The organism is Amycolatopsis sp. NPDC059027 (assembly GCF_042739735.1).
Classification (GTDB): domain Bacteria; phylum Actinomycetota; class Actinomycetes; order Mycobacteriales; family Pseudonocardiaceae; genus Amycolatopsis.
In genome coordinates this window covers 52,792-72,274 of the sequence record NZ_JBHYIK010000043.1, presented here as the reverse complement: position 1 = coordinate 72,274, position 19,483 = coordinate 52,792, and the positions used below count along the sequence as shown (strand labels likewise).

Below are 19,483 nucleotides of genomic sequence, written 5' to 3'. Positions count from 1 at the left end.
CCGCGGGACAACGTGCGACGAAGCGCATCAGAACTTCTCCGGCTTGATCAGCGCGATGAAGAGATAAACGATCAACCCCAGTGCGAGCACCCCGCCGATCACGTTGGCGGCCACGCCCACGCCGTTCACAGCTTCTCCAAACCGCGCAGGGTCAGCGCGAGCACTCCGAAAACGCCGATCAGCAGAAGGGCGTAGAGCAAGTCGGCCACGAGGCACCTCTCAGGACAGGTCACCCAGCGGGTGACCAGTGGACGCCGCAACTGTGCGGCCGTCGCGGGAGGTAATCGACACCGCCTGACGCCTCCTTGACGCCCCGGAAGTGGGCATTTACGCGCCCTTGACGGCTCGTGACGGCCGCCACGAGCCGAAGTGACGGTCAGCAACCGAGTGATCTCTCAGCGGTGCGGACATAACGGGCAGACAAGCGGCACGAGGGGTGTTACAACGACATTACGAATAGTTGTCTTTACTAAGCAACTGTAGGAGGTAGCACATGTGCGGTATCGCTGGCTGGGTCGCCTACGACGCCGACCTGACCCGGCGCCAGGCCGACATCGACGCCATGACCGAGACCATGTCCTGCCGGGGTCCGGACGACTCCGGCACCTGGGTCCGCACGCACGTCGCGCTGGGGCACCGGCGGCTGGCGATCATCGACCTCCCCGGCGGGAAGCAGCCGATGAGCGTCGCCACCCCGAACGGCACGGTGGCCATGGTGTACAGCGGTGAGGCCTACAACTTCACCGAACTGCGCGAGGAACTGAGCGGACTCGGCCACACCTTCGAGACCGACAGCGACACCGAGGTCGTCCTGCACGGCTACCTGCAGTGGGGCGACGCGGTGGCCGAGCACCTCAACGGCATGTACGCCTTCGCGATCTGGGACGAACGCGACGACAAGCTCGTGATGATCCGCGACCGGATGGGCATCAAGCCGTTCTACTTCTACCCCACCCGCGACGGCGTGCTGTTCGGCTCCGAGCCGAAGGCGATCCTGGCGAACTCGCTGGCAGCGCGCGTCGTCGACCTCGACGGCCTGCGCGAGCTGATGGGCGTCACCAAGCAACCCGGCTGGTCGCTGTGGAAGGGCATGAGCGAGGTCGAACCGGGCACGATCGTCACGGTTTCCCGTGAGGGCGTGCGCACGCGGACGTATTGGAAGCTCGACGCGAGGCCGCACACCGACGACCAGGAGACCACGGTCGCCCGCGTACGGGAGCTGATGACCGACATCGTCAACCGGCAGCTCGTCGCGGACGTCCCGCGCTGCGTGCTGCTGTCCGGCGGGCTCGACTCCAGCGCCGTCACCGGTCTGGCCGCCGCCCGGCTGGCCGAACAGGGCGAGCAGCTGCGGACGTTCTCGGTCGACTTCTTCGGCCAGGAGGAGAACTTCAAGCCGGACGAGATGCGCGACACCCCGGACTCGCCCTTCATCCGGGATGTCGCCAAGCTGGTCGGCTCCGCGCACCAGGACGTCATGCTCAACCCGGCCGAGCTGAGCGACCCCGCGATCCGCCGCGCGGTGCTCACCGCGCGGGACATCCCGTCGGGCATGGGCGACCTCGACATGTCGCTGTACCTGTTGTTCAAGGCCATCCGCGGCGAGTCGACGGTGGCGCTGTCCGGTGAGTCGGCGGACGAGGTGTTCGGCGGCTACCGCTGGTTCCACGACGAAACCGCGGTACGGTCGGGAACGTTCCCGTGGCTGGCCTTCCGGAACGCGCTGATGAGCGAGCGGACCCAGATGCTCGATCAGGGCCTCGCGGCGAAACTGGACGTGCCTGCCTACATCGCCGACCAGTACGCGAGCGCGGTCGGGAACGTCGAGCACCTCGACGGCGAGACGGAGCAGGAAGCGCGGATGCGCACGATCTGCCATCTGCACCTGACCCGCTTCGTGCGACTGCTGCTCGACCGCAAGGACCGCGCGTCGATGGCCGTCGGGCTGGAGGTCCGCGTCCCGTTCTGCGACCACCGGCTGGTCGAGTACGTCTACAACACGCCGTGGTCGCTCAAGACCTTCGACGGCAGGGAAAAGAGCCTGCTGCGGCACGCGACCAAGCACGTCCTGCCGGATTCGGTGCGGGACAGGGTGAAGAGCCCGTATCCGTCCACACAGGACCCCGGCTACGCGATCGCGTTGCAGCAGCAGGCCAAGGAGGTGCTCGCCGAGCCGGGACACCAGGTGTTCGACCTGGTGGACCGCGGCTGGCTGCGGCGAGTGTCCGAACTGGACGCGGCGACGATGGACCCGGCCGTACGCGCCGGTGTCGACCGCACGCTCGACCTGTATCACTGGATCGACATGTATCGCCCGGAAATCCAGGCTTCCTGAGGGGCTGACGGTCCGTGGGTGTCTCCTTGAGGGACTCTGGGCCCCTCAAGGAGACACCCACGAATCTTTGCGCCGCCGCCGTTGGCCGCCTTACGCCGAAGGCGAAGCGCGGGAATGTCCGCCCCAGCGGCTTCTTCGCGCCGGGCGGGCTCGTTTGTCCTCTATGGACACTGATCCATCACGGCGCTACCGCCTTGTCACCGCCACAGCTCCCACATCACAGCGAGCCCGTGAGCACCACATTCCGAGTTGGCCGAAGGCCCTCGAGGGAACCTTCACAACACTCAGCCTGGATCCAACTTTCGACTCGCTATGCACGAAGAACGCCCTCCGGACGTGTCCCCGATCGGCGTGTTCAGGGCTCAGCGCCCTCAAGGGCCCCTCCCTTCACTACCTTCGACGCATCTCGAAGAATGCGGCGCGCACGGCACCCGCATGTTCACCGCGATCGAAGCGTCAGTGTTAGCTCACAGCGAGTATCGCTTGTTTTCGTTGCTGCACAAAGAAAACAACATCCCACAGGTTCACCCGATCGATAGCACACATGTTCGATCGGGCGGCGTATCGTTGATGTTGTGGCAGTCGACAGCAACATCTCCGCAACGCGCACCGAGTGGTGGCGCGTCGATGTCGGCTGCCTGCTGACACGGCTCTTGGAGTCCGAGTCGGTGCAGCGGCGCGAGGCTGCTGTGCAGGGTGAGGTGATGGCCGAGCTGGAACGACGCGGTATCCGCGACACCACCGGGTACGGGAGTCTGGTGCGACTGTTGCAGGAGACGCTGAACATCCCCTACGCCGAAGCGAAAGCACGCGCAGCACGGGCGCTCGCGTTGAACGGCACCCGCGATCTCACCACCGGCGAACAGCCACCTGACGCGCCTGCCACTGCGCAGGCCGCCGCCGAGGGCGCGATCGGCGCCGCCCAGATCGACGAAATCCTCCGCGTCCTCGACAAACTCCCCAAAACAGCCCCGGCGGATCAGCGGGAGCAGGCCGAGAAGATCCTCGCCGAACTCGCCCGCGCCGCCGGACCCCGAGAAATCCGTGCCGCCGGACGACGCCTGCTCGCCCAACTCGATCCCGACGGACGCGAACCCAAAACCCGGGAACCGAAACCCTTCCAGCCGGAGTTCTCGATCGCTCCACATCGGGATGGCGGGCATCAGATCAAGGCCCGGGTGGACGACGAGACCTCCGCCCGGCTTCAGGCGATGCTGGATCCCCTGGCGAAACCCCGTCCGGCTACCGAAGAGGAGGGGCGCGATACCCGAACCCAGTGGGAACGACGCGGGTGCGCGTTCTCGGAGCTGGTGCGGATGTGGGCCGAACATCCCGACCTGCCCACGCAGGCCGGAGAAGCCACCCACATCGTCGTCACCATCGGACTCAAAGAACTACGAACCGGGATCGGACAGGCCACTCTTGATCTGCTCGGCGAGATCACCGCATCCGAAGCACGACGCCTCGCCTGCGACGCCAAAATCATCCCCATGGTCCTGGGCACGCACGGCGAACCCCTCGACGTCGGCCGAGCCCAACGCCTCGCCACCCCCGCCATCCGCCGCGCCCTCACCCGCCGCGACGGCGGCTGCGCCTTCCCCGGCTGCGATGCCCCCACCTACCGTTGCACACCACACCACGTGACCTACTGGGCACACCACGGCGAGACCAAAGTAGACAATCTCGTCCTCCTCTGTTCCATCCACCACAAGCTCATCCACCACTCCCAATGGGAAGTCCGCATCACCACCGACGGACTACCCGAGTTCGTACCGCCCACCTGGCTGGACGCCACCCGCACACCACGCCGCAACACCATCCACCTACGAACCTAAGCCGAATACTCCCGAAGATGAGATCCCCAACTCAGATGACAGTCGGAGTGCTCACCTGAGAAGGTGTTCGCATGAGCAGCACAGTGGCCGGTGAGTACAACGGCTTCGATTTCTGGGCCTGCGACGTCAGTTCTTCGATTCTGCTCGCCGAGATGGCCAAGGCCGCCGAAGAGCCGGCCCCGCAGGACACGGACAGCTGGCTGACGGCGCTCACACGCGAGTTGCGCATCCACGCGATAGTCGGAGCCGAGCACGGGCTTCCCCTCGACGAGTGGGCCGACGGGCACGAGAACGAGTTCATCAGCCTGATCGAGAAGGCTTGCGAACGACTGGCCGCGCGGATGGCAGTCACCGCCGAGGAAGCATCAGGCCGGCGCCTGCTCGACGGCCGCACGGTGATCTGGCGCGGTCATGAACAGCTGAGCACCACACCGATCATCACCCTCGGTGAGGCGCTGGTGAAGATCATCCAGAGGAAGTACCCACCCGCGCCCGCCGGACACTGGTGGTACTTCGGCGTCCACGGCCCCGACGGCCCCACCAGCACGATCCGCATGCGCGACGAAGGATTCGCCTGACGCCCGCGGCCACCAGCGCACCCGCGGCGCCGGACTTGACCTCCAGATAACTCGAGGTCCCAGACTGGTAGAGAGGAGGCAACCATGACCGTACTGCTGCTCGGCCGGAACCCGCGGATCGTGACCAAGGTGGTGGCGGCGATCTCGGCCGCCGGTCACTCCGCCGAGGGAATGACCACCGACGAGGCCGCGCTGGCCCGCATCGCCGAGGGTGATGTCTCGGCGCTCATCCTCGGCGGCGGCGTCGAACCGCCCTCGCGAGAGAAGCTGCTGGCCGCCGCAAACGCCAAGGGCGTCACCATCGTCCAGGGCCCGCACATCGGCGACCGGGACGCCGACGAGTATGTCCGCGCCGAGGTCATTCCCCGGCTCTAGAGGTCCAACGTGGCATCGACGTCGCCGCCGTGGACGGCGAGGTCGGCGCCCGCGTTCGTGAGGAGGCGCCGCGCGGCGGCGTTGCCCGTGGTCGTCGAGGCGACGAAGCGGGTAGCGCCACCGGTACGCGCGGCGTCGAGCAGTGCGGTCACAACCTGCCGTCCGACGCCCTGGCCCCGGGCTGATCGGCCCAGCCAGATCCCGGCTTCGACGGCGTCGCCCGCCGGCTCCAGCCGGGCGGCCCCCACGGCGCGGCCGTCGACATCGATCACCCAGGTGGTCTCCACGGCGGTGGCCGGGTCGAGGGACCGTCGCCGGTGGAAGGCGAGGAACGCGGCACGCCGCTCGGCGGTCCACCCGGGCGGGCCCTCGATCGGCGACATCACCTCCAGCGGGTCCGCGTCGGTCACGGCCGCGTCGAGCAGCCTCGCGAGGGACTCCTCGTCCAGCGGGGTCAGGCGTACGTCGGTCACACCCCGAGCTTCGCATCCGGCGAAGAACGCGGCGAACGGATTTGAGCCGCGCGCGCGAGCGACCGCAGGAAGCGGACGTAGGGCGACCACACCGACGGGCGCGCGATCCCGCCGGTCAGCGCCCGTTCGGCGTTGTCCAGCAACTGCTCCAGAACGGCGTCGTGCATCGGGCGCCAGAACAGCGGCCAGGTCACCAGCGCCGAGCCGGAAAGCCGTCCGGCGAGGACGTGCCGCAGTTCGCAGGCATCCTCACCACGGGGCAGGACGACGAACTCGTGGAAGCCGTCGAGTCCCCGTGGCGCGGTGAACCGGAACCGCACGGCGCTGCCCGGAACGGCCGACTCCACGAAGTACCGGACCGACGAATGCCCACCCCTCGCCCCGGGCACGAGCGGGCCGTCGAACCGGATCGGCGGCCAGTCCTCGATCGGCCACAGCCGGTCGTCCGCGGAGGCCAGGGTGTCCAGCAGCTTCCCCGCCCGGGCCGCGGGGACGTCGAACCGCCGGGAATGCACGTTGTAGACCGCCATGGCAGCAAACTCCGTTCTAGAGACTTTCCTCTAGAACGTATTAGAGCATAGTCTCTACAACATGGGCAGGCCCCCGACTCACACCAGCGCGCAGTTCCTCGACGCCGCGGCGGCGTTGTTCGCCGAAGGGGGTGTCCGCGCGGTGACCATGGCGGCCGTCGCGAAGGCCACCGGCGCGCCGAGCGGCTCGGTCTACCACCGGTTCCCCGACCGCCCGGCCCTGCTGTCCGAACTCTGGCTCCGCACGCTGCGCGACTTCCAGAGCACGTTCGTCACCGCGCTCGGCGACGCGGAGTCCGTGGACGCAGCAGCCGAAGCGGCCTCGGGCGTCGTCCTGTGGTGCCGCAAGAACCCGGCGGCCGCGCGGGTGCTGGACGCGGGCAAGCACACCTTCGGCCCGGCGGACTGGTCGGCGACCGCCGTCGCCGAAACCGTCAAGGCGGACGAAGAACTCAAGGCGGCGTTGAAAAAGGCGACGTCGAAACTGCCAGGGATCACCGGAAGCAGTGACGAGGAGGTGGTGCTGGCGCTGGTCGAAATTCCGCGCGCCGTGGTCCACCGTTATCTGTCCGCCGGCCGCACTCCCCCGCCGCGTGCGGCCGATCTCGTCGCCCGCACTGTCCGCAAGCTGCTCCGGCCCTAGCTCGCGTCGTCGGCGGGATCGAGCACGGTGTCCAGCTCCGGCATCCAGAAACAGGTCTCCCAGGTCCGCAGATCGGCCCAGCGCACCAGTTTGCGCCCTTCCCGGTACGCCCCGGCCACCGCGGCCGCCAGCAGCACCGCGCAGCAGGCGGCCAGGATCCGGTGCCCGCCGGCGATCAGCTCGACCACGGCGGCCACGAACCCGAACGAGAGCGGCAGGGTCAGGTTCCGCACCATCAGGCCCTGGGACATCAGCCGGTCGATCTGCGCGGCGGCCTCCTTGTCCTGCACCGCCACCCCCTGCCGCAGCAACGCCGGGTCGGCGTGGATGTAGGCACGCTCCCGGACCTGCGGGTTCCGCGCGAGGAAGGACTCCTTGGCCGTCTGCCGCCCGCTCCGCATCGGCAGCACCCGGCTCACCACCGCCCACAGCGCGTTGACGAGGTGCCCCAGGACGTAACTGACGACCACGACGGCCACCAGCAGCAGCACGGCGGGCAGCGAGGACAGGCGGGCGACGTCGACGACGTGCAGCCGCGCTCCCAGATAGACCAGGAACGCGAGCTGGCACGCGCCGGGGACCGCGTAGAGGAACAGGTCGAAAATGCCCACGGCGAACGTCAAACCGGGTCCTCCTTGACAGTGCTCGAACGGCAGCACCCGAGTCTGTCAGTCCGGCGTCCGCCGCGGGAGGCTAACGGCGGACTTCGGCCACGGTGACCGGACGGCGTTCGCGACGCGAAAGCTCGCAGGCTTCGGCGATGTAGAACGCCTCCAACGCGTCGAGGACCCCGCACGGGCTTTCGGCGCGCCGTGCGACGACGTCGAGGAATGTCTTCAGCTCGCTGGTGTACGCGGGCCGGAAGCGCTCCATGAACCCCGGATAGACCGGGCCCGGCAGCGCGGGCACGCCGGGTTCGACCGAGCGCAACGGCACCCGGTCGTCCAGCCCGACCACGACGTTCGCCACCGAGCCCAGCACTTCGAGCCGCACGTCGTGGCCCGCGCCGTTGTACCGGCTCAGCGACACCGTGACGAGCGTGCCGTCGTCCAGCGTCAACGTCGCCGCGCCGGTGTCGACGTCTCCCGCGTCGGCGAAGAACCGCTCGCCCCGGTTGGCTCCTCGCGCGTACACCTCCGTCACCGCGCGGCCGGTGACCCAGCGGATGATGTCGAAGTCGTGCACCCCGCAGTCGCGGAACAACCCGCCGGAATGCGGAACGTACTCCGCGGGCGGAGGCGCGGCGTCGAGCGTCGTCGCCCGTACCGTGTGCAACCAGCCCAATTCCCCCGAAGCCACCGCGGCCCGCGCCGCGGTGTACCCCGCGTCGAAGCGCCGCTGGAAACCGATCTGCACCGGTACATCGGAGCCGGTGATGTGCTCGATTACGGCCAGCGTGCCCGAGAGGTCCACGGCCACCGGCTTTTCGCAGAACACCGGGAGACCCGCGTCGACGGCCCGGGTGATCAGCGCGGGATGCGCATCGGTCGCCGCCGTGACGACCAAGCCGTCGAGCCCGGCCCCGAAGAGTGCGTCGATGCTCTCCACAGCGGTGACTCCGAGCTTCGCGGCGGCAGCCCGCGCGCGCCCGGCGTCGACATCGGCGACGACGACCTCACTGACCTCGTCGAAGCCCTTCAACGTTTCCGCGTGCGACGTGCCGATCCGGCCGGTGCCCGCCAGTCCCAGCTTCATTGCTGCCCTCCTTGAAGTCACTGTTCTGAAGTCGCTGCTCAGCGGTGTGTGGGGAATCCGAGGTCGACGCCGTGTGCCTGCCGCGGCCACCGCGAGGTGACCGCCTTGGCCCGGGTGTAGAACCGCACGCCTTCGGCGCCGTGGACGTGCGTGTCACCGAAGAGCGAGTCCTTCCAGCCGCCGAAGGAGTAGTACGCCATGGGAACCGGGATGGGCACGTTGATGCCGACCATCCCGGCCGTGACGCGGCGCTCGAACTCCCGCGCGGCAAGGCCGTCAGTGGTGAAGATCGCGGTGCCGTTGCCATATGGGTTGGCGTTGACCAGTTCCAGCGCGGCCTCGAACGACTCCGCGCGCACCACGGCGAGCACCGGCCCGAAGATTTCGTCGGTGTAGACGGACATCTCCGGGGTGACGTGGTCGAACAACGTCGGTCCGATCCAGAAGCCGTCCTCGTGGCCTTCCGGTGCGAGGCCCCTGCCGTCGACCACGAGTGCCGCGCCCGCCCGTTCCCCGGCGTCCACATAGGACAGAATGCGGTCACGGGCGGCGCCGGTGACCACCGGGCCCATCTGCGAATCCTCGTCGACGCCGGGGCCGGTGGTGAGCGCGCGGGTGCGTTCGGCGATCGCCTCGACCAGCTCGTCGCCGGTGCGCCCCACCGCGACCACGACGGAGATCGCCATGCAACGCTCGCCCGCGCTGCCGTAACCCGCCGACACCGCCGCGTCGGCCGCGCCCGCGATGTCCGCGTCCGGCAGCACGATCATGTGGTTCTTCGCCCCGCCCAGCGCTTGGACCCGCTTGCCGTGGCGCGTGCCGGTCTCGTAGACGTGCCGGGCGATCGGTGTCGAGCCCACGAACGACACCCCGGCGATGTCCGGGTGCGCCAGCAGCGCGTTCACCGCCTCGGCGTCGCCTTGGACGACGTTGAGCACGCCCGGCGGCAGGCCCGCTTCGGTGAACAACTCGGCCAGCCGCAGCGACGCCGACGGATCGCGGTCGGAAGGCTTGAGCACGAACGTGTTCCCGCACGCGATGGCGATCGGGAACATCCACATCGGGACCATGACCGGGAAGTTGAACGGCGTGATCCCGGCGACGACGCCGAGCGGCTGGCGGATCGAGTACGCGTCGACGCCGCGCGAGACCTGCTCGGAATGCTCGCCCTTGAGCAGATGCGCGATACCGCAGGCGAACTCGACGACTTCGAGGCCGCGCTGGACCTCGCCCGCCGCGTCGGCGAGCACCTTGCCGTGCTCGGCGGTGATCAAACGGGCCAGTTCGTCGCGGTGCGCGTCGACCAGCTCGCGGAACTTGAACAGGATCCGGGTCCGCGTGGTCAGCGACGTCTCCGCCCAGTCCTGCGCGGCCTTGACCGCCGAGGCGACCGCGGTGTCCACATCGGACACATCGGCCAGCGCGACCTGGCGGGCGACGGCCCCGGTCGCGGGCTGGAAGACCTCGCCGCGGCGGGTGGACACCCCCGGGGTGCGGGCGCCGTCGATCCAGTGCGGGACGAGTTCGGTCACGGGGTTTCTCCTTGCGGGCTCGTGGTGGTCGACCGGACCACCAGGCGGGGATGCAGCTGGTGCCGGACCGGTTCGGCGCGTTCGCCGCGGACCCGCTCCAGCAGGGCTTCGAAGGCCAGCCTGCCCATTTCGGTTCTCGGCTGGTCCACAGTGGTCAGTGAGACGTGCCGGAGCGCGGCGAGTGAAGTGTTGTCGTAGCCGACGACGGAGACGTCCCCCGGTACGGTGAACCCGGCCTCCTCCAGCGCCGAAATCGCGCCGACCGCGTTGAAGTCGTTGCCCGCCAGCAACGCCGTCGGCAGTTCGGCCCTCGGGTACCGGCACAACAGCTCCCGTACCGCCTTCTCACCCGCGGTGTCGGTGTGCTCGCTGCGTACGACGATCGGCTCCAGGCCGTGCGCGCGCATGGCCTGGCCGAATCCCTTGCGCCGGGCCGCGGCACCCGCCGCGCCCCCGCCGTCGAGATGCGCGATCCGCCGGTGGCCCAGTGCGACGAGATGTTCGACGGCCATCGCGGCGCCCGCCTCGCCGTCGTCGTTCACGGTGTCCACTCCCGATGCGCGGGAGGTGCGTGAAACCAGCACTACCGGGCACTGCCCGGCCGCCGCGTCGATCGCGGACGCGGGCGCGACCGGCGAAAGCAGCACGACACCGGCCGGACGAAAGGAGAGAAGACTACGTAGCGCGGCGCGTTCACGGGACGGGCTGCGGCCGCCGGTGTTGAGGATCAGGTCGAAGCCCGCCGCCTGCGCCGCGGCGTCGAGCCCCTCCACCACGTCGGCGAAGAAGGCGTTGCGGAGATCGGAAACCATCACGCCGACCACGGTCGAGGTCCGGCTGGCCAGTGACCGCGCCATCACGTGCGGCTGATATCCCAGCTCCTCGGCCGCCTTGAGCACGGCGGCACGGCGCTGATCGGAGACCTTGGGAGAATTCCGCATCACGAGCGAGACGAGAGCGCGCGAGACACCCGCCCGCTCGGCAACGTCCTCCATGGTCGGCCGGGTCATCGGCGCCCCCTTCCGAATCGGCCCTTGACTTCGCTGTGACGGACGCTACAAGATTAGAGCGCTCTAATCAATAGAGCGCTCTAACCCCGACCGGCTGGAGAGTCGATGACAGTGCCGTCCATGCCCGCCACGTCGCCCGGGATCCGCATCGCCGCCGCGCCCATCTCGTGGGGCGTGTGCGAAGTGCCCGGCTGGGGCCGGGTACTCGACGCGCCGACCGTGCTGGGCGAGATGGCGGAGCTGGGCATCCGTGCCACCGAGCTCGGCCCGCCCGGCTACCTTCCTCGTGAACCCGGCGATCTCCGCGCCCTGCTCTGCGAGTACGAGCTGAACCTCATCGGCGGGTTCCTCGCCGTCGTCCTGCACGCGGACGCCGATGCCGCGCTGGCCGAGGCCGAGGAGTCCGCCGCGTTGTTCGCCGCGTGTGGCGCGGAAGTCCTCGTGCTCGCCGCCGCGACCGGGCTCGAGGGCTACGACGAACGGCCACCGCTGTCCGGCGACGAGTGGGCGACACTGATCGACACCACCGCGAAAATCCGTGACGTCGCAACGGAACACGGCCTCACGACCGTGTTGCATCCGCACGTCGGCACTCAGGTGGAGACCGAGCGCGAGGTCGAACGGTTCCTCGCCGATTCGGATCTTCCGCTGTGCCTGGACACCGGGCATCTGCTCATCGGAGGCACCGATCCGGTGAAACTCGCGAAACGTCATCCGGACCGTGTCGGGCACCTGCATCTCAAGGATGTCAACGGAAAACTCGCCGAGGACGTGCGTGCCGGACGGGTCGGCTACACCGAAGCTGTCGGTGCCGGGTTGTATGTTCCGCTCGGTGAAGGAGACGTAGACATCGACGCGATGGTCGGGTTCGTTCACGAGGCGGGCTACGACGGGTGGTACGTCCTGGAACAGGACACCGCGTTGAGCGAGGAAAGCCCGGTGGATCTTCCGAAACGGGACGTGGCCACGAGCCTGGCGTACCTGCGTGCGGTGATCAGCCGCCGGACAGCGGTATAGCGAAGACAGCAGAGCGAGGAGAGACGATGAGGTCCCATCGCTTCATCGCGGGACTGATGGCGGCAGCGGGTTTGCTGCTGCTGTCGGCCTGCACCGGCCCGGCGGCCGAGCCCAAGGCCGCCACAGGCGCGCCCGCGCCCGCCGACACCGGGCCGCTGCGCGTCGCGGTCATCACGCACGGCACCGCGGGCGACGCGTTCTGGAACGTGGTCAAGAACGGCGCCGAGCAGGCGGGCAAGGACCTGAACGTCGGCGTCGAATACAACTCCGACGGCGATCCCGGCAACCAGGCCAAGCTGATCGACAACGCGGTCGCCCAGCACGTCGGCGGGCTGGTGGTATCGATGGCCAACCCCGAGGCGCTCAAGCCGTCCATCGAGGCCGCCGTGCGCGCGGGCATCCCGGTGATCACCATCAACTCCGGCGAGGACAGGAGCGCGGGCTACGGCGCGCTGACGCACGTCGGGCAGAACGAGGCGATCGCCGGGCAGGAGGCGGGGAAGAAGTTCAAGGCGCTCGGCAAGAAGAAGCTGCTGTGCGTGATCCACGAGGCGGGCAACGTCGGCCAGGCGCAGCGCTGTGACGGCGCGAAAGCCGGCTTCGGCGGCGACGTCCAGACGTTGCAGGTGGACATCAGCAACCCGGCCGACGCCGAATCCCGCATCCGTGGCGCGGTCCAGACGGACTCCGCGCTCGACGCGGTGCTCACGCTGAACTCCCAGGTCGCGGCCCGCGCGGTGAGCGCGATCAAGTCGGCGGGCTCGAAGGCGCAGGTCGGCACGTTCGACCTCAACTCCGACGTGGTGGCAGCGATCAAGGCGGGCGAGGTCCAGTTCGCGGTCGACCAGCAGCAGTACGAACAGGGCTATCTGCCGGTGACGTACCTGAAGCTGTACCGGGACAACGCCAATGTCGTCGGCGGCGGGAAGCCGGTGCTCACCGGCCCCGACCTGGTCGACAAATCCACTGTGGACAAGGTCGGCCGGTACGTGCAAAGGGGCACCCGATGACCACGACAACACTCGACGAACGCGTGGCCAGGCCACGTCTGCTGGATCGGCTCGTGATCCGCCCGGAGATCGGCGCGCTGCTCGGCGCCGTCGTCGTCTTCCTGTTCTTCACGCTCGTCACGGACCAGTTCTTCAGCGCGAGCGGCGTAGCGACCTGGCTCGACGACGCGTCGACGCTCGGCATCATGGCCGTCGCGGTGTCGCTGCTCATGGTCGGCGGCGAGTTCGACCTGTCCGCGGGCGTGATGACGGCGTCCACCTCGCTGGTCACCGCGATCCTCGCGACGCAGGCGGGCTGGAACGTCTGGCTCGCACTGCTGGTCTCGCTGGTGTTCGCGCTCGGCGTCGGCGCGTTCAACGGCTGGCTGGTGCTGAAGACCGGCCTGCCGAGCTTCATCGTCACGCTCGGCACTTTCCTCGCCCTGCAGGGCCTCAACCTCGGCGTGACCCGGCTGGTCACCGGCACCGTGCAGGTGTCGGGAATGCGCTCGGCCGACGGCTACGCGTCCTCCGGTTTCGTCTTCGCGTCCACTGTGGACATCGGCGGTACACCGTTCCAGATCTCCATCGTGTGGTGGATCGGGTTCGCGCTGGTGGCCGCGTGGCTGCTGGTCCGCACCCGGTTCGGGAACTGGATCTTCGCGGTCGGCGGGTCGGCGGCCAGTGCGCGCGCGGTCGGCGTGCCCGTGGTGCGCACGAAGATCCTGTTGTTCATGACCACCGCGCTCGCGGCCTGGCTGGTCGGCTCGATCAACATCCTGCGCTTCGCCAGCGTCCAGGCCAACCAGGGCATCGGGCTGGAGTTCCAGTACATCATCGCCGCGGTGATCGGTGGCTGCCTGCTCACCGGCGGCTTCGGCTCGGCGATCGGCGCCGCGATCGGCGCGCTGATCTTCGGCATGGCCCGGCAGGGCATCGTGTTCGCCCGCTGGGACAGCGACTGGTTCATGCTCTTCCTCGGCGTGATGCTGCTCGCCGCGGTCCTGGTCAACAACGCCTTCCGGCGTCGCGCGGAGAGGGTACGGCGATGAATCTCATCAAAGTCACCGACGTCGGCAAGACCTATGGCAGCGTCATCGCGCTGCGTGACGTGTCCACTGTGGTCAATGCGGGCGAGGTCACCTGCGTGCTCGGCGACAACGGCGCCGGCAAGTCGACGCTGATCAAGATCCTCGCCGGGGTGCACCAGCACGACCACGGCGAGTACACAGTGGAGGGCCGGCCGGTCCGGTTCGCCTCCCCGCGCGAGGCGCTGGACCGGGGCATCGCGACGGTCTACCAGGACCTCGCCGTCGTCCCGCTGATGAGCGTCTGGCGGAACTTCTTCCTCGGCTCGGAACCGACCGTCGGCTTCGGCCCGTTCCGGGCGCTGGACCGGAGGAAGGGCCGCGAGACGACGAAGAAGGCGCTGGCCGACATGGGCATCGATCTGCGGGACGTCGAGCAGCCGGTGGGCACGCTCTCCGGCGGCGAACGGCAGTGCGTCGCGATCGCCCGTGCGGTGTACTTCGGCGCGAAGGTCCTGATCCTCGACGAGCCGACCGCCGCGCTCGGCGTCAAACAGGCCGGGGTCGTGCTCAAGTACGTCGCGCAGGCACGGGACCGCGGCCTCGGCGTCGTGCTGATCACGCACAACCCGCACCACGCCTATCCGGTCGGCGATCGGTTCCTCCTGCTCAAGCGGGGCGCGGCGCTGGGTTCGTACGAAAAAGCCGATATCACCCTGCCGGAGCTGACGCGGCAGATGGCGGGCGGCGCGGAACTCGAAGCGCTGGAACACGAACTGCGGCAGGTGGAGTCCACATGAGACTGGAGGCGCTGACCGTCGGCCGGGTCGGGGTGGACCTCTACCCCGAGCAGAGCGGGGTGCCGCTGACGGGGGTGTCGACGTTCGCCAAGTCGCTCGGCGGCACCGCGACCAACGTCGCGGTCGCGGCCGCCCGGCTCGGCCGCCGCACCGCCGTGCTCACCAAGGTCGGGCCGGACGGCTTCGGCGGCTACGTGCGAGAAGCGTTGTCCGGTTTCGGCGTCTCACCCGAGTACGTCGGGACGTCGCCGGAACTGCAGACACCGGTGGTGTTCTGCGAACTGAACCCGCCCGCCGATCCACCGCTGCTGTTCTACCGTTCCCCGATCGCGCCCGATCTCACGATCACCGAGGACGAGGTGCCCTGGGAGGTCGTCGAGTCGGTGCCGCTGCTGTGGGTCACCGGGACGGGCGTCTCCACCGAACCGGCGCGGACGACGCAGCGCAAGATGCTGGAGCACCGCGGGCGTCGCGAGCACACCGTGCTGGATCTGGACTACCGGCCGATGTTCTGGCCCGACGTCGAAACCGCGCGGGCCGAGATCGGGTGGATGCTGAGCCACGTGAGCGTCGCGGTCGGGAACCGCGCCGAGGCCGAGGTCGCCGTCGGGACCGCCGACCCCGACGAAGCGGCCTCGCGCATGCTGGCCAGGGGTGTCACGCTGGCGGTGATCAAGAAGGGTGCCGACGGGGTTCTGGTGGCGACCGCGGAGGGCCGGTGGACCGTGCCGCCCCAGCGAGTCGAGGTCGTGTGCGGCCTCGGCGCCGGGGACGGGTTCGGCGGGGCGGTGATCCACGGACTGCTGTCCGGCTGGGATCCGGTGCGTATCGCGACCTACGCCAACGCGGCGGGCGCGCTGGTCGCCTCCCGGCTGGCCTGCGCCGACGCGATGCCTACCGCGCACGAGATCGAGGAGTTGTTGTCGTGACTGTTTCTGATGCCGCCTCCGCGGAAGGGAGTACGTCGGCGGAGTCCGTGCTGACCGACGAACGCTGGCGTGAGCTGCTGCGGACGCGGGCCACCGATCCCGAGGCGGTACGCCAGGCGTACGCGGCCCGGCGGAAACGGCCGAACCTGCTGTCCGAGCGGGGCACGTTGTTCCTGGTCGCGGCCGATCACCCGGCGCGCGGTGCGCTCGGCGTCGGCGGTGACCCCACCGCGATGGCCGATCGGCGGTCGCTGCTGGAACGCCTGCTCGTCGCGCTCGAGAACCCGGCGGTCGACGGGATCCTCGGCACCCCGGACATCGTCGAAGAACTGCTGCTGCTCGGCGCACTGCACGACAAGATCGTGATCGGCTCGATGAACCGGGGCGGACTGGCGGGCGCGGAATGGGAGATCGACGACCGGTTCACCGGGTACGACGCGCGGTCGCTCATGGACTCCCGGCTCGACGGCGGCAAGATGCTGCTGCGCCTCGTCGATTCCGACCGCGGCACCGTGCCGACACTGCAGGCCTGCGCCGAGGCGGTCACCGAACTCGCCGCCTACGGGCTGATGGCCATGGTCGAGCCGCTCCCCTACAGCCAGAGCGACACCGGGAGGCTGGTGCTGCAGACCGACACCGCGTCGCTGGCCCGCGCGGTGACAGTGGCGTCCGGGATCGGGGTGACCTCGGCCTACACCTGGCTGAAGCTGCCCTCGACCGACGACCCCGCGGTGCTCGGCGCGACGACGCTGCCGGTGGTCGTGCTCGGCGGCGCGCCCTCGCCCGACCCTGCCGAGGATCTCGCGGCCTGGGGCCGGACGGTGCGGCACGAGGTCGTCCGCGGTCTCGTCGTGGGCCGCACGCTGCTCTACCCGCCCGATGGTGATGTCGGCGCCGCCGTGGCGGCCGCCGCGAAACTCTTGGAGGCCGCGAAGTGAGCAAACTCCACCGCCGGATGGGGACCCTCTCGGACGGCGCCGACCAGGTCCGGCTGACCCCGGATTCGGCGGGCTGGACCTATACCGGGCTGCGCGTGCTCGCGCTCGCTCCTGGTGAGTCACGCGTGGTGCACACCGGTGAGTTCGAGGCGTTCGTCCTCCCGCTGGCGGGCTCGGGCACGGTCCGGGTCGACGGCGAGGTGTTCGAGCTGGCCGGACGCGACTCGGTATTCACCCGCGTCACGGATTTCGCTTACGTACCACGGGATGCCGAGGTAAGGCTGTCCAGTGTAGACGGATTGGAGGTCGCGCTGCCGATGGCTCGGTGCACCCGGCGTCTCACCCCGCGATACGGCCCGGCGGAGGACGTACCGGTCGAGGTCCGCGGGGCGGGGCAGGCGACGCGGCAGGTCACCAACTTCGGCGTTCCCGGCGTCTGGGAGCACGCGGACAAGCTCAACGCGTGCGAACTGATCACGCCCGGCGGGAACTGGTCCTCGTATCCACCGCACAAGCACGACGAGGCCACCGAATGCGAGGTCCTGAACGAGGAGATCTACTACTTCCGCATCGCTGGGCGGGACGGGGTCACTCCTTCGCGGGAAGGGTTCGGGCTGCACCGGACGTACACTTCGGACGGTGCGCTGGACGAGGACGTCGCGGTGCGCGACGGCGACGTCTTCCTCATCCCCCGCGGCTACCACGGGCCCTGCGTCGCCGCGCCGGGCTATCCGATGTACTACCTGAACGTCCTGGCGGGCCCGGCCGAGGAGCGGTCGATGGCGTTCTGCGACGACCCGGCGCACGGCTGGGTCCGCGACACCTGGGCGGCGCAGGACCTCGACCCGCGGTGCCCGGTGACGAGCCACGAAGGGATCGTCCGGTGAAACTCACGACAGCACAGGCACTCGTGCGCTGGATGCTCGCGCAACGTTCGGAAACCCTGGACGGGCGCGAAGTTCCGCTGTTCGGCGGCGTGTTCGCGATCTTCGGGCACGGCAACGTGCTCGGGCTCGGAACCGCGCTGGAGGAGCATCGCGACGAGATCCCCATCTGGCGCGGGCACAACGAGCAGGGCATGGCGCTCGCTGCGGTCGGCTACGCGAAGGCGACGCATCGGCGCCAGGTCGGCGTCGCGACGTCGTCGATCGGGCCGGGGGCACTGAACATGGTCACCGCGGCGGGGGTCGCGCACGCCAACCGGCTGCCGTTGCTGCTGCTGCCGGGCGACACGTTCGTCAGCCGCGCCCCGGACCCGGTGCTGCAGCAGGTCGAGCACTTCGGCGATCCCGGGGCGACCGTCAACGACGCGTTCCGCGCGGTGAGCCGGTACTTCGACCGGATCATCCGGCCCGAACAGTTGCTCTCGACACTGCCACAGGTCGCGCGGATCCTCACCGATCCTGCCGACTGCGGTCCGGTGACGCTCGCGCTGCCGCAGGACGTCCAGGCGGAGACCTACGACTTCCCGGAGGCGCTGTTCGAACCGGTCACCCATCGGCCGCTGCGGCCCCGGCCGGACCGGCGGTCCCTCACCTCCGCCGCCGCGACACTGCGCGCGGCCCGGCGGCCGCTGCTGGTGCTGGGCGGCGGCGTCCGGTACTCCGGCGCCGGGAAGCGGGCACTGGACTTCGCCGAGCGGCACGGCATTCCCGTCACCGAGACGACGGCCGGGCGCACGCTCGTCCCGCACGATCATCCGCTGCACGCCGGACCGCTGGGGATCACCGGCTCGGCTTCGGCGAACGCCCTCGCGGCCGAAGCCGACGTCGTGCTCGCCGTGGGTACCCGGTTGCAGGACTTCACGACGGCGTCGTGGACGTTGTTCTCCCCCGACGTCCGGCTGATCACCGTGAACGCGGCGAGGTTCGACGCGGTCAAGCACGGCGCGCTGGCCGTCGTCGGTGACGCCGACGCCGGGCTCGCGGATCTGGCGGCGCAGCTGGAAAGCTGGCAGGTCGATCCACAGTGGACAGCGCGGGCGGCGGAGGAACGCGCACGCTGGGACGCGCACATCGACACGCTGCGAACTCCGGACGGCGACGGCGCGCCGAGCTACGCCCAGGTGGTCGGCACGGTGAACGAGCTGTCCGCGCCGTCGGACTACGTGATGACGGCGTCCGGCGGGTTACCGGGCGAGCTGATCGGCGGGTGGCGCGGATCCGGCACCGTCAGCATGGACGTCGAATACGGGTTCTCGTGCATGGGCTACGAACTGTCCGGCGCCTGGGGCGCCGCGATCGGGCACACCGGCGGGCTGGTGACGACCCTGCTCGGGGACGGGTCGTACCTGATGCTGAACTCCGAGCTGTTCTCGGCCGCGTTCGCGGGCCATCCGCTGGTCGCCGTCGTCTGCGACAACGACGGGTACGCCGTCATCGCGCGCCTCCAGGAAGGACAGGGCGGAGCCCCGTTCAACAACTTCTACGCCGACTGCCGGTCTTCGGCCGAGGCACCACCGCGAGTGGACTTCGCCGCGCACGCCGCCGCACTGGGCTGCGCGGTCTTCCCGGCGGTCTCGCTCGACGACGTCCGCTCGGCCTACGCGAAAGCCCGCGAGGCCGCCGTCGCCGGGCAACGCCCCGCCGTCGTCGTGGTCAAGACCCAGCCACGGAAATGGACCGAAGCGGGCGCCTGGTGGGAGGTCGGCGTCCCGTCCCACCTCACCGGCCGCCCCACCCGCGACGTCGGCAAGGACGCCCAGATCCGCTACCTCCGCCCCTGATCACGCGAGATCTCCACGCAATCACGCGAGATACGCGGCTGATCACGCGAG

General features: G+C 69.4%; 20 protein-coding genes. 13 read left to right on the top strand and 7 right to left on the bottom strand.

The window, feature by feature from the left end:
• Window positions 1-27: 27 nt before the first annotated feature.
• Window positions 28-129 carry a K(+)-transporting ATPase subunit F gene (gene kdpF / locus ACFWY9_RS27695; protein ID WP_345389302.1) on the bottom strand — a complete coding sequence of 34 codons (102 nt, stop codon included), beginning with the start codon at window positions 127-129 and terminating at the stop codon, window positions 28-30.
• Window positions 130-493: 364 nt separating this feature from the next.
• Between kdpF and asnB the strand changes: the two genes are divergently transcribed.
• From asnB to ACFWY9_RS27675, 4 genes are all read left to right on the top strand, one after another.
• Window positions 494-2,335: an asparagine synthase (glutamine-hydrolyzing) gene (gene asnB, locus ACFWY9_RS27690; protein WP_378329135.1), complete on the top strand. Its 1,842-nt coding sequence runs from the start codon at window positions 494-496 to the stop codon at window positions 2,333-2,335.
• Between the two features lie 575 nt (window positions 2,336-2,910).
• A complete protein-coding gene (locus ACFWY9_RS27685) occupies window positions 2,911-4,170 on the top strand; it encodes a DUF222 domain-containing protein (protein ID WP_378329134.1) in 1,260 nt (419 codons plus the stop codon).
• A 71-nt stretch (window positions 4,171-4,241) separates the two neighbouring features.
• Window positions 4,242-4,748 carry a hypothetical protein gene (locus ACFWY9_RS27680; RefSeq protein ID WP_378329133.1) on the top strand — a complete coding sequence of 169 codons (507 nt, stop codon included), beginning with the start codon at window positions 4,242-4,244 and terminating at the stop codon, window positions 4,746-4,748.
• Between the two features lie 84 nt (window positions 4,749-4,832).
• On the top strand, window positions 4,833-5,123 hold the full coding sequence (locus tag ACFWY9_RS27675; protein ID WP_378329132.1) for a hypothetical protein: 291 nt from the start codon (window positions 4,833-4,835) through the stop codon (window positions 5,121-5,123).
• Here ACFWY9_RS27675 and ACFWY9_RS27670 read toward each other — a convergent pair.
• Both ACFWY9_RS27670 and ACFWY9_RS27665 read right to left on the bottom strand, forming a co-directional pair.
• Complete coding sequence (locus ACFWY9_RS27670) at window positions 5,120-5,596, bottom strand: GNAT family N-acetyltransferase (protein WP_378329131.1); 477 nt, start codon at window positions 5,594-5,596, stop codon at window positions 5,120-5,122. The genes ACFWY9_RS27675 and ACFWY9_RS27670 overlap by 4 nt on opposite strands.
• Window positions 5,593-6,126 carry an SRPBCC family protein gene (locus ACFWY9_RS27665; protein ID WP_378329129.1) on the bottom strand — a complete coding sequence of 178 codons (534 nt, stop codon included), beginning with the start codon at window positions 6,124-6,126 and terminating at the stop codon, window positions 5,593-5,595. Before ACFWY9_RS27665 ends, ACFWY9_RS27670 begins: the two co-directional genes overlap by 4 nt.
• A gap of 61 nt (window positions 6,127-6,187) precedes the next feature.
• Between ACFWY9_RS27665 and ACFWY9_RS27660 the strand changes: the two genes are divergently transcribed.
• On the top strand, window positions 6,188-6,769 hold the full coding sequence (locus tag ACFWY9_RS27660; RefSeq protein WP_378329128.1) for a TetR/AcrR family transcriptional regulator: 582 nt from the start codon (window positions 6,188-6,190) through the stop codon (window positions 6,767-6,769).
• Here the strand turns inward: ACFWY9_RS27660 and ACFWY9_RS27655 are convergent.
• The 4 genes from ACFWY9_RS27655 to ACFWY9_RS27640 all read right to left on the bottom strand — a co-directional run bounded on the left by ACFWY9_RS27655 (window position 6,766) and on the right by ACFWY9_RS27640 (window position 11,006).
• On the bottom strand, window positions 6,766-7,392 hold the full coding sequence (locus tag ACFWY9_RS27655; RefSeq protein ID WP_378329127.1) for a hypothetical protein: 627 nt from the start codon (window positions 7,390-7,392) through the stop codon (window positions 6,766-6,768). The two genes, ACFWY9_RS27660 and ACFWY9_RS27655, sit on opposite strands and share 4 nt — an antisense overlap.
• A gap of 70 nt (window positions 7,393-7,462) precedes the next feature.
• Entirely contained in the window at window positions 7,463-8,464 is a 1,002-nt protein-coding gene (locus tag ACFWY9_RS27650; protein WP_378329126.1) for a Gfo/Idh/MocA family oxidoreductase, read from the bottom strand.
• 38 nt (window positions 8,465-8,502) lie between these two features.
• Window positions 8,503-9,996 (bottom strand): CoA-acylating methylmalonate-semialdehyde dehydrogenase, encoded by a 1,494-nt coding sequence (locus ACFWY9_RS27645; protein ID WP_378329125.1) that lies wholly within the window; start codon window positions 9,994-9,996, stop codon window positions 8,503-8,505.
• Window positions 9,993-11,006: a LacI family DNA-binding transcriptional regulator gene (locus tag ACFWY9_RS27640; protein WP_378329124.1), complete on the bottom strand. Its 1,014-nt coding sequence runs from the start codon at window positions 11,004-11,006 to the stop codon at window positions 9,993-9,995. The genes ACFWY9_RS27645 and ACFWY9_RS27640 overlap by 4 nt, the downstream gene beginning before the upstream one ends.
• Before the next feature lie 105 nt (window positions 11,007-11,111).
• Between ACFWY9_RS27640 and ACFWY9_RS27635 the strand changes: the two genes are divergently transcribed.
• Genes ACFWY9_RS27635 through iolD form a run of 8 tightly spaced genes read left to right on the top strand, consistent with a single transcriptional unit; the run spans window position 11,112 to window position 19,432 of the window.
• On the top strand, window positions 11,112-12,023 hold the full coding sequence (locus tag ACFWY9_RS27635) for a sugar phosphate isomerase/epimerase family protein (protein ID WP_378329123.1): 912 nt from the start codon (window positions 11,112-11,114) through the stop codon (window positions 12,021-12,023).
• A 26-nt stretch (window positions 12,024-12,049) separates the two neighbouring features.
• Window positions 12,050-13,033 (top strand): substrate-binding domain-containing protein, encoded by a 984-nt coding sequence (locus tag ACFWY9_RS27630; RefSeq protein ID WP_378329122.1) that lies wholly within the window; start codon window positions 12,050-12,052, stop codon window positions 13,031-13,033.
• On the top strand, window positions 13,030-14,064 hold the full coding sequence (locus ACFWY9_RS27625; RefSeq protein ID WP_378329121.1) for an ABC transporter permease: 1,035 nt from the start codon (window positions 13,030-13,032) through the stop codon (window positions 14,062-14,064). Before ACFWY9_RS27630 ends, ACFWY9_RS27625 begins: the two co-directional genes overlap by 4 nt.
• A complete protein-coding gene (locus ACFWY9_RS27620; protein ID WP_378329120.1) occupies window positions 14,061-14,840 on the top strand; it encodes an ATP-binding cassette domain-containing protein in 780 nt (259 codons plus the stop codon). The genes ACFWY9_RS27625 and ACFWY9_RS27620 overlap by 4 nt, the downstream gene beginning before the upstream one ends.
• The gene (gene iolC / locus ACFWY9_RS27615) at window positions 14,837-15,769 is read left to right on the top strand and encodes a 5-dehydro-2-deoxygluconokinase (RefSeq protein ID WP_378329119.1); all 933 of its coding nucleotides are present in this window, start codon (window positions 14,837-14,839) and stop codon (window positions 15,767-15,769) included. The genes ACFWY9_RS27620 and iolC overlap by 4 nt, the downstream gene beginning before the upstream one ends.
• Window positions 15,770-15,816: 47 nt before the next feature.
• The gene (locus ACFWY9_RS27610; protein ID WP_378329143.1) at window positions 15,817-16,707 is read left to right on the top strand and encodes an aldolase; all 891 of its coding nucleotides are present in this window, start codon (window positions 15,817-15,819) and stop codon (window positions 16,705-16,707) included.
• Window positions 16,704-17,594 (top strand): 5-deoxy-glucuronate isomerase, encoded by an 891-nt coding sequence (iolB, locus tag ACFWY9_RS27605; RefSeq protein ID WP_378329118.1) that lies wholly within the window; start codon window positions 16,704-16,706, stop codon window positions 17,592-17,594. Before ACFWY9_RS27610 ends, iolB begins: the two co-directional genes overlap by 4 nt.
• The gene (gene iolD / locus ACFWY9_RS27600; RefSeq protein WP_378329117.1) at window positions 17,591-19,432 is read left to right on the top strand and encodes a 3D-(3,5/4)-trihydroxycyclohexane-1,2-dione acylhydrolase (decyclizing); all 1,842 of its coding nucleotides are present in this window, start codon (window positions 17,591-17,593) and stop codon (window positions 19,430-19,432) included. Before iolB ends, iolD begins: the two co-directional genes overlap by 4 nt.
• Window positions 19,433-19,483 lie beyond the last annotated feature (51 nt).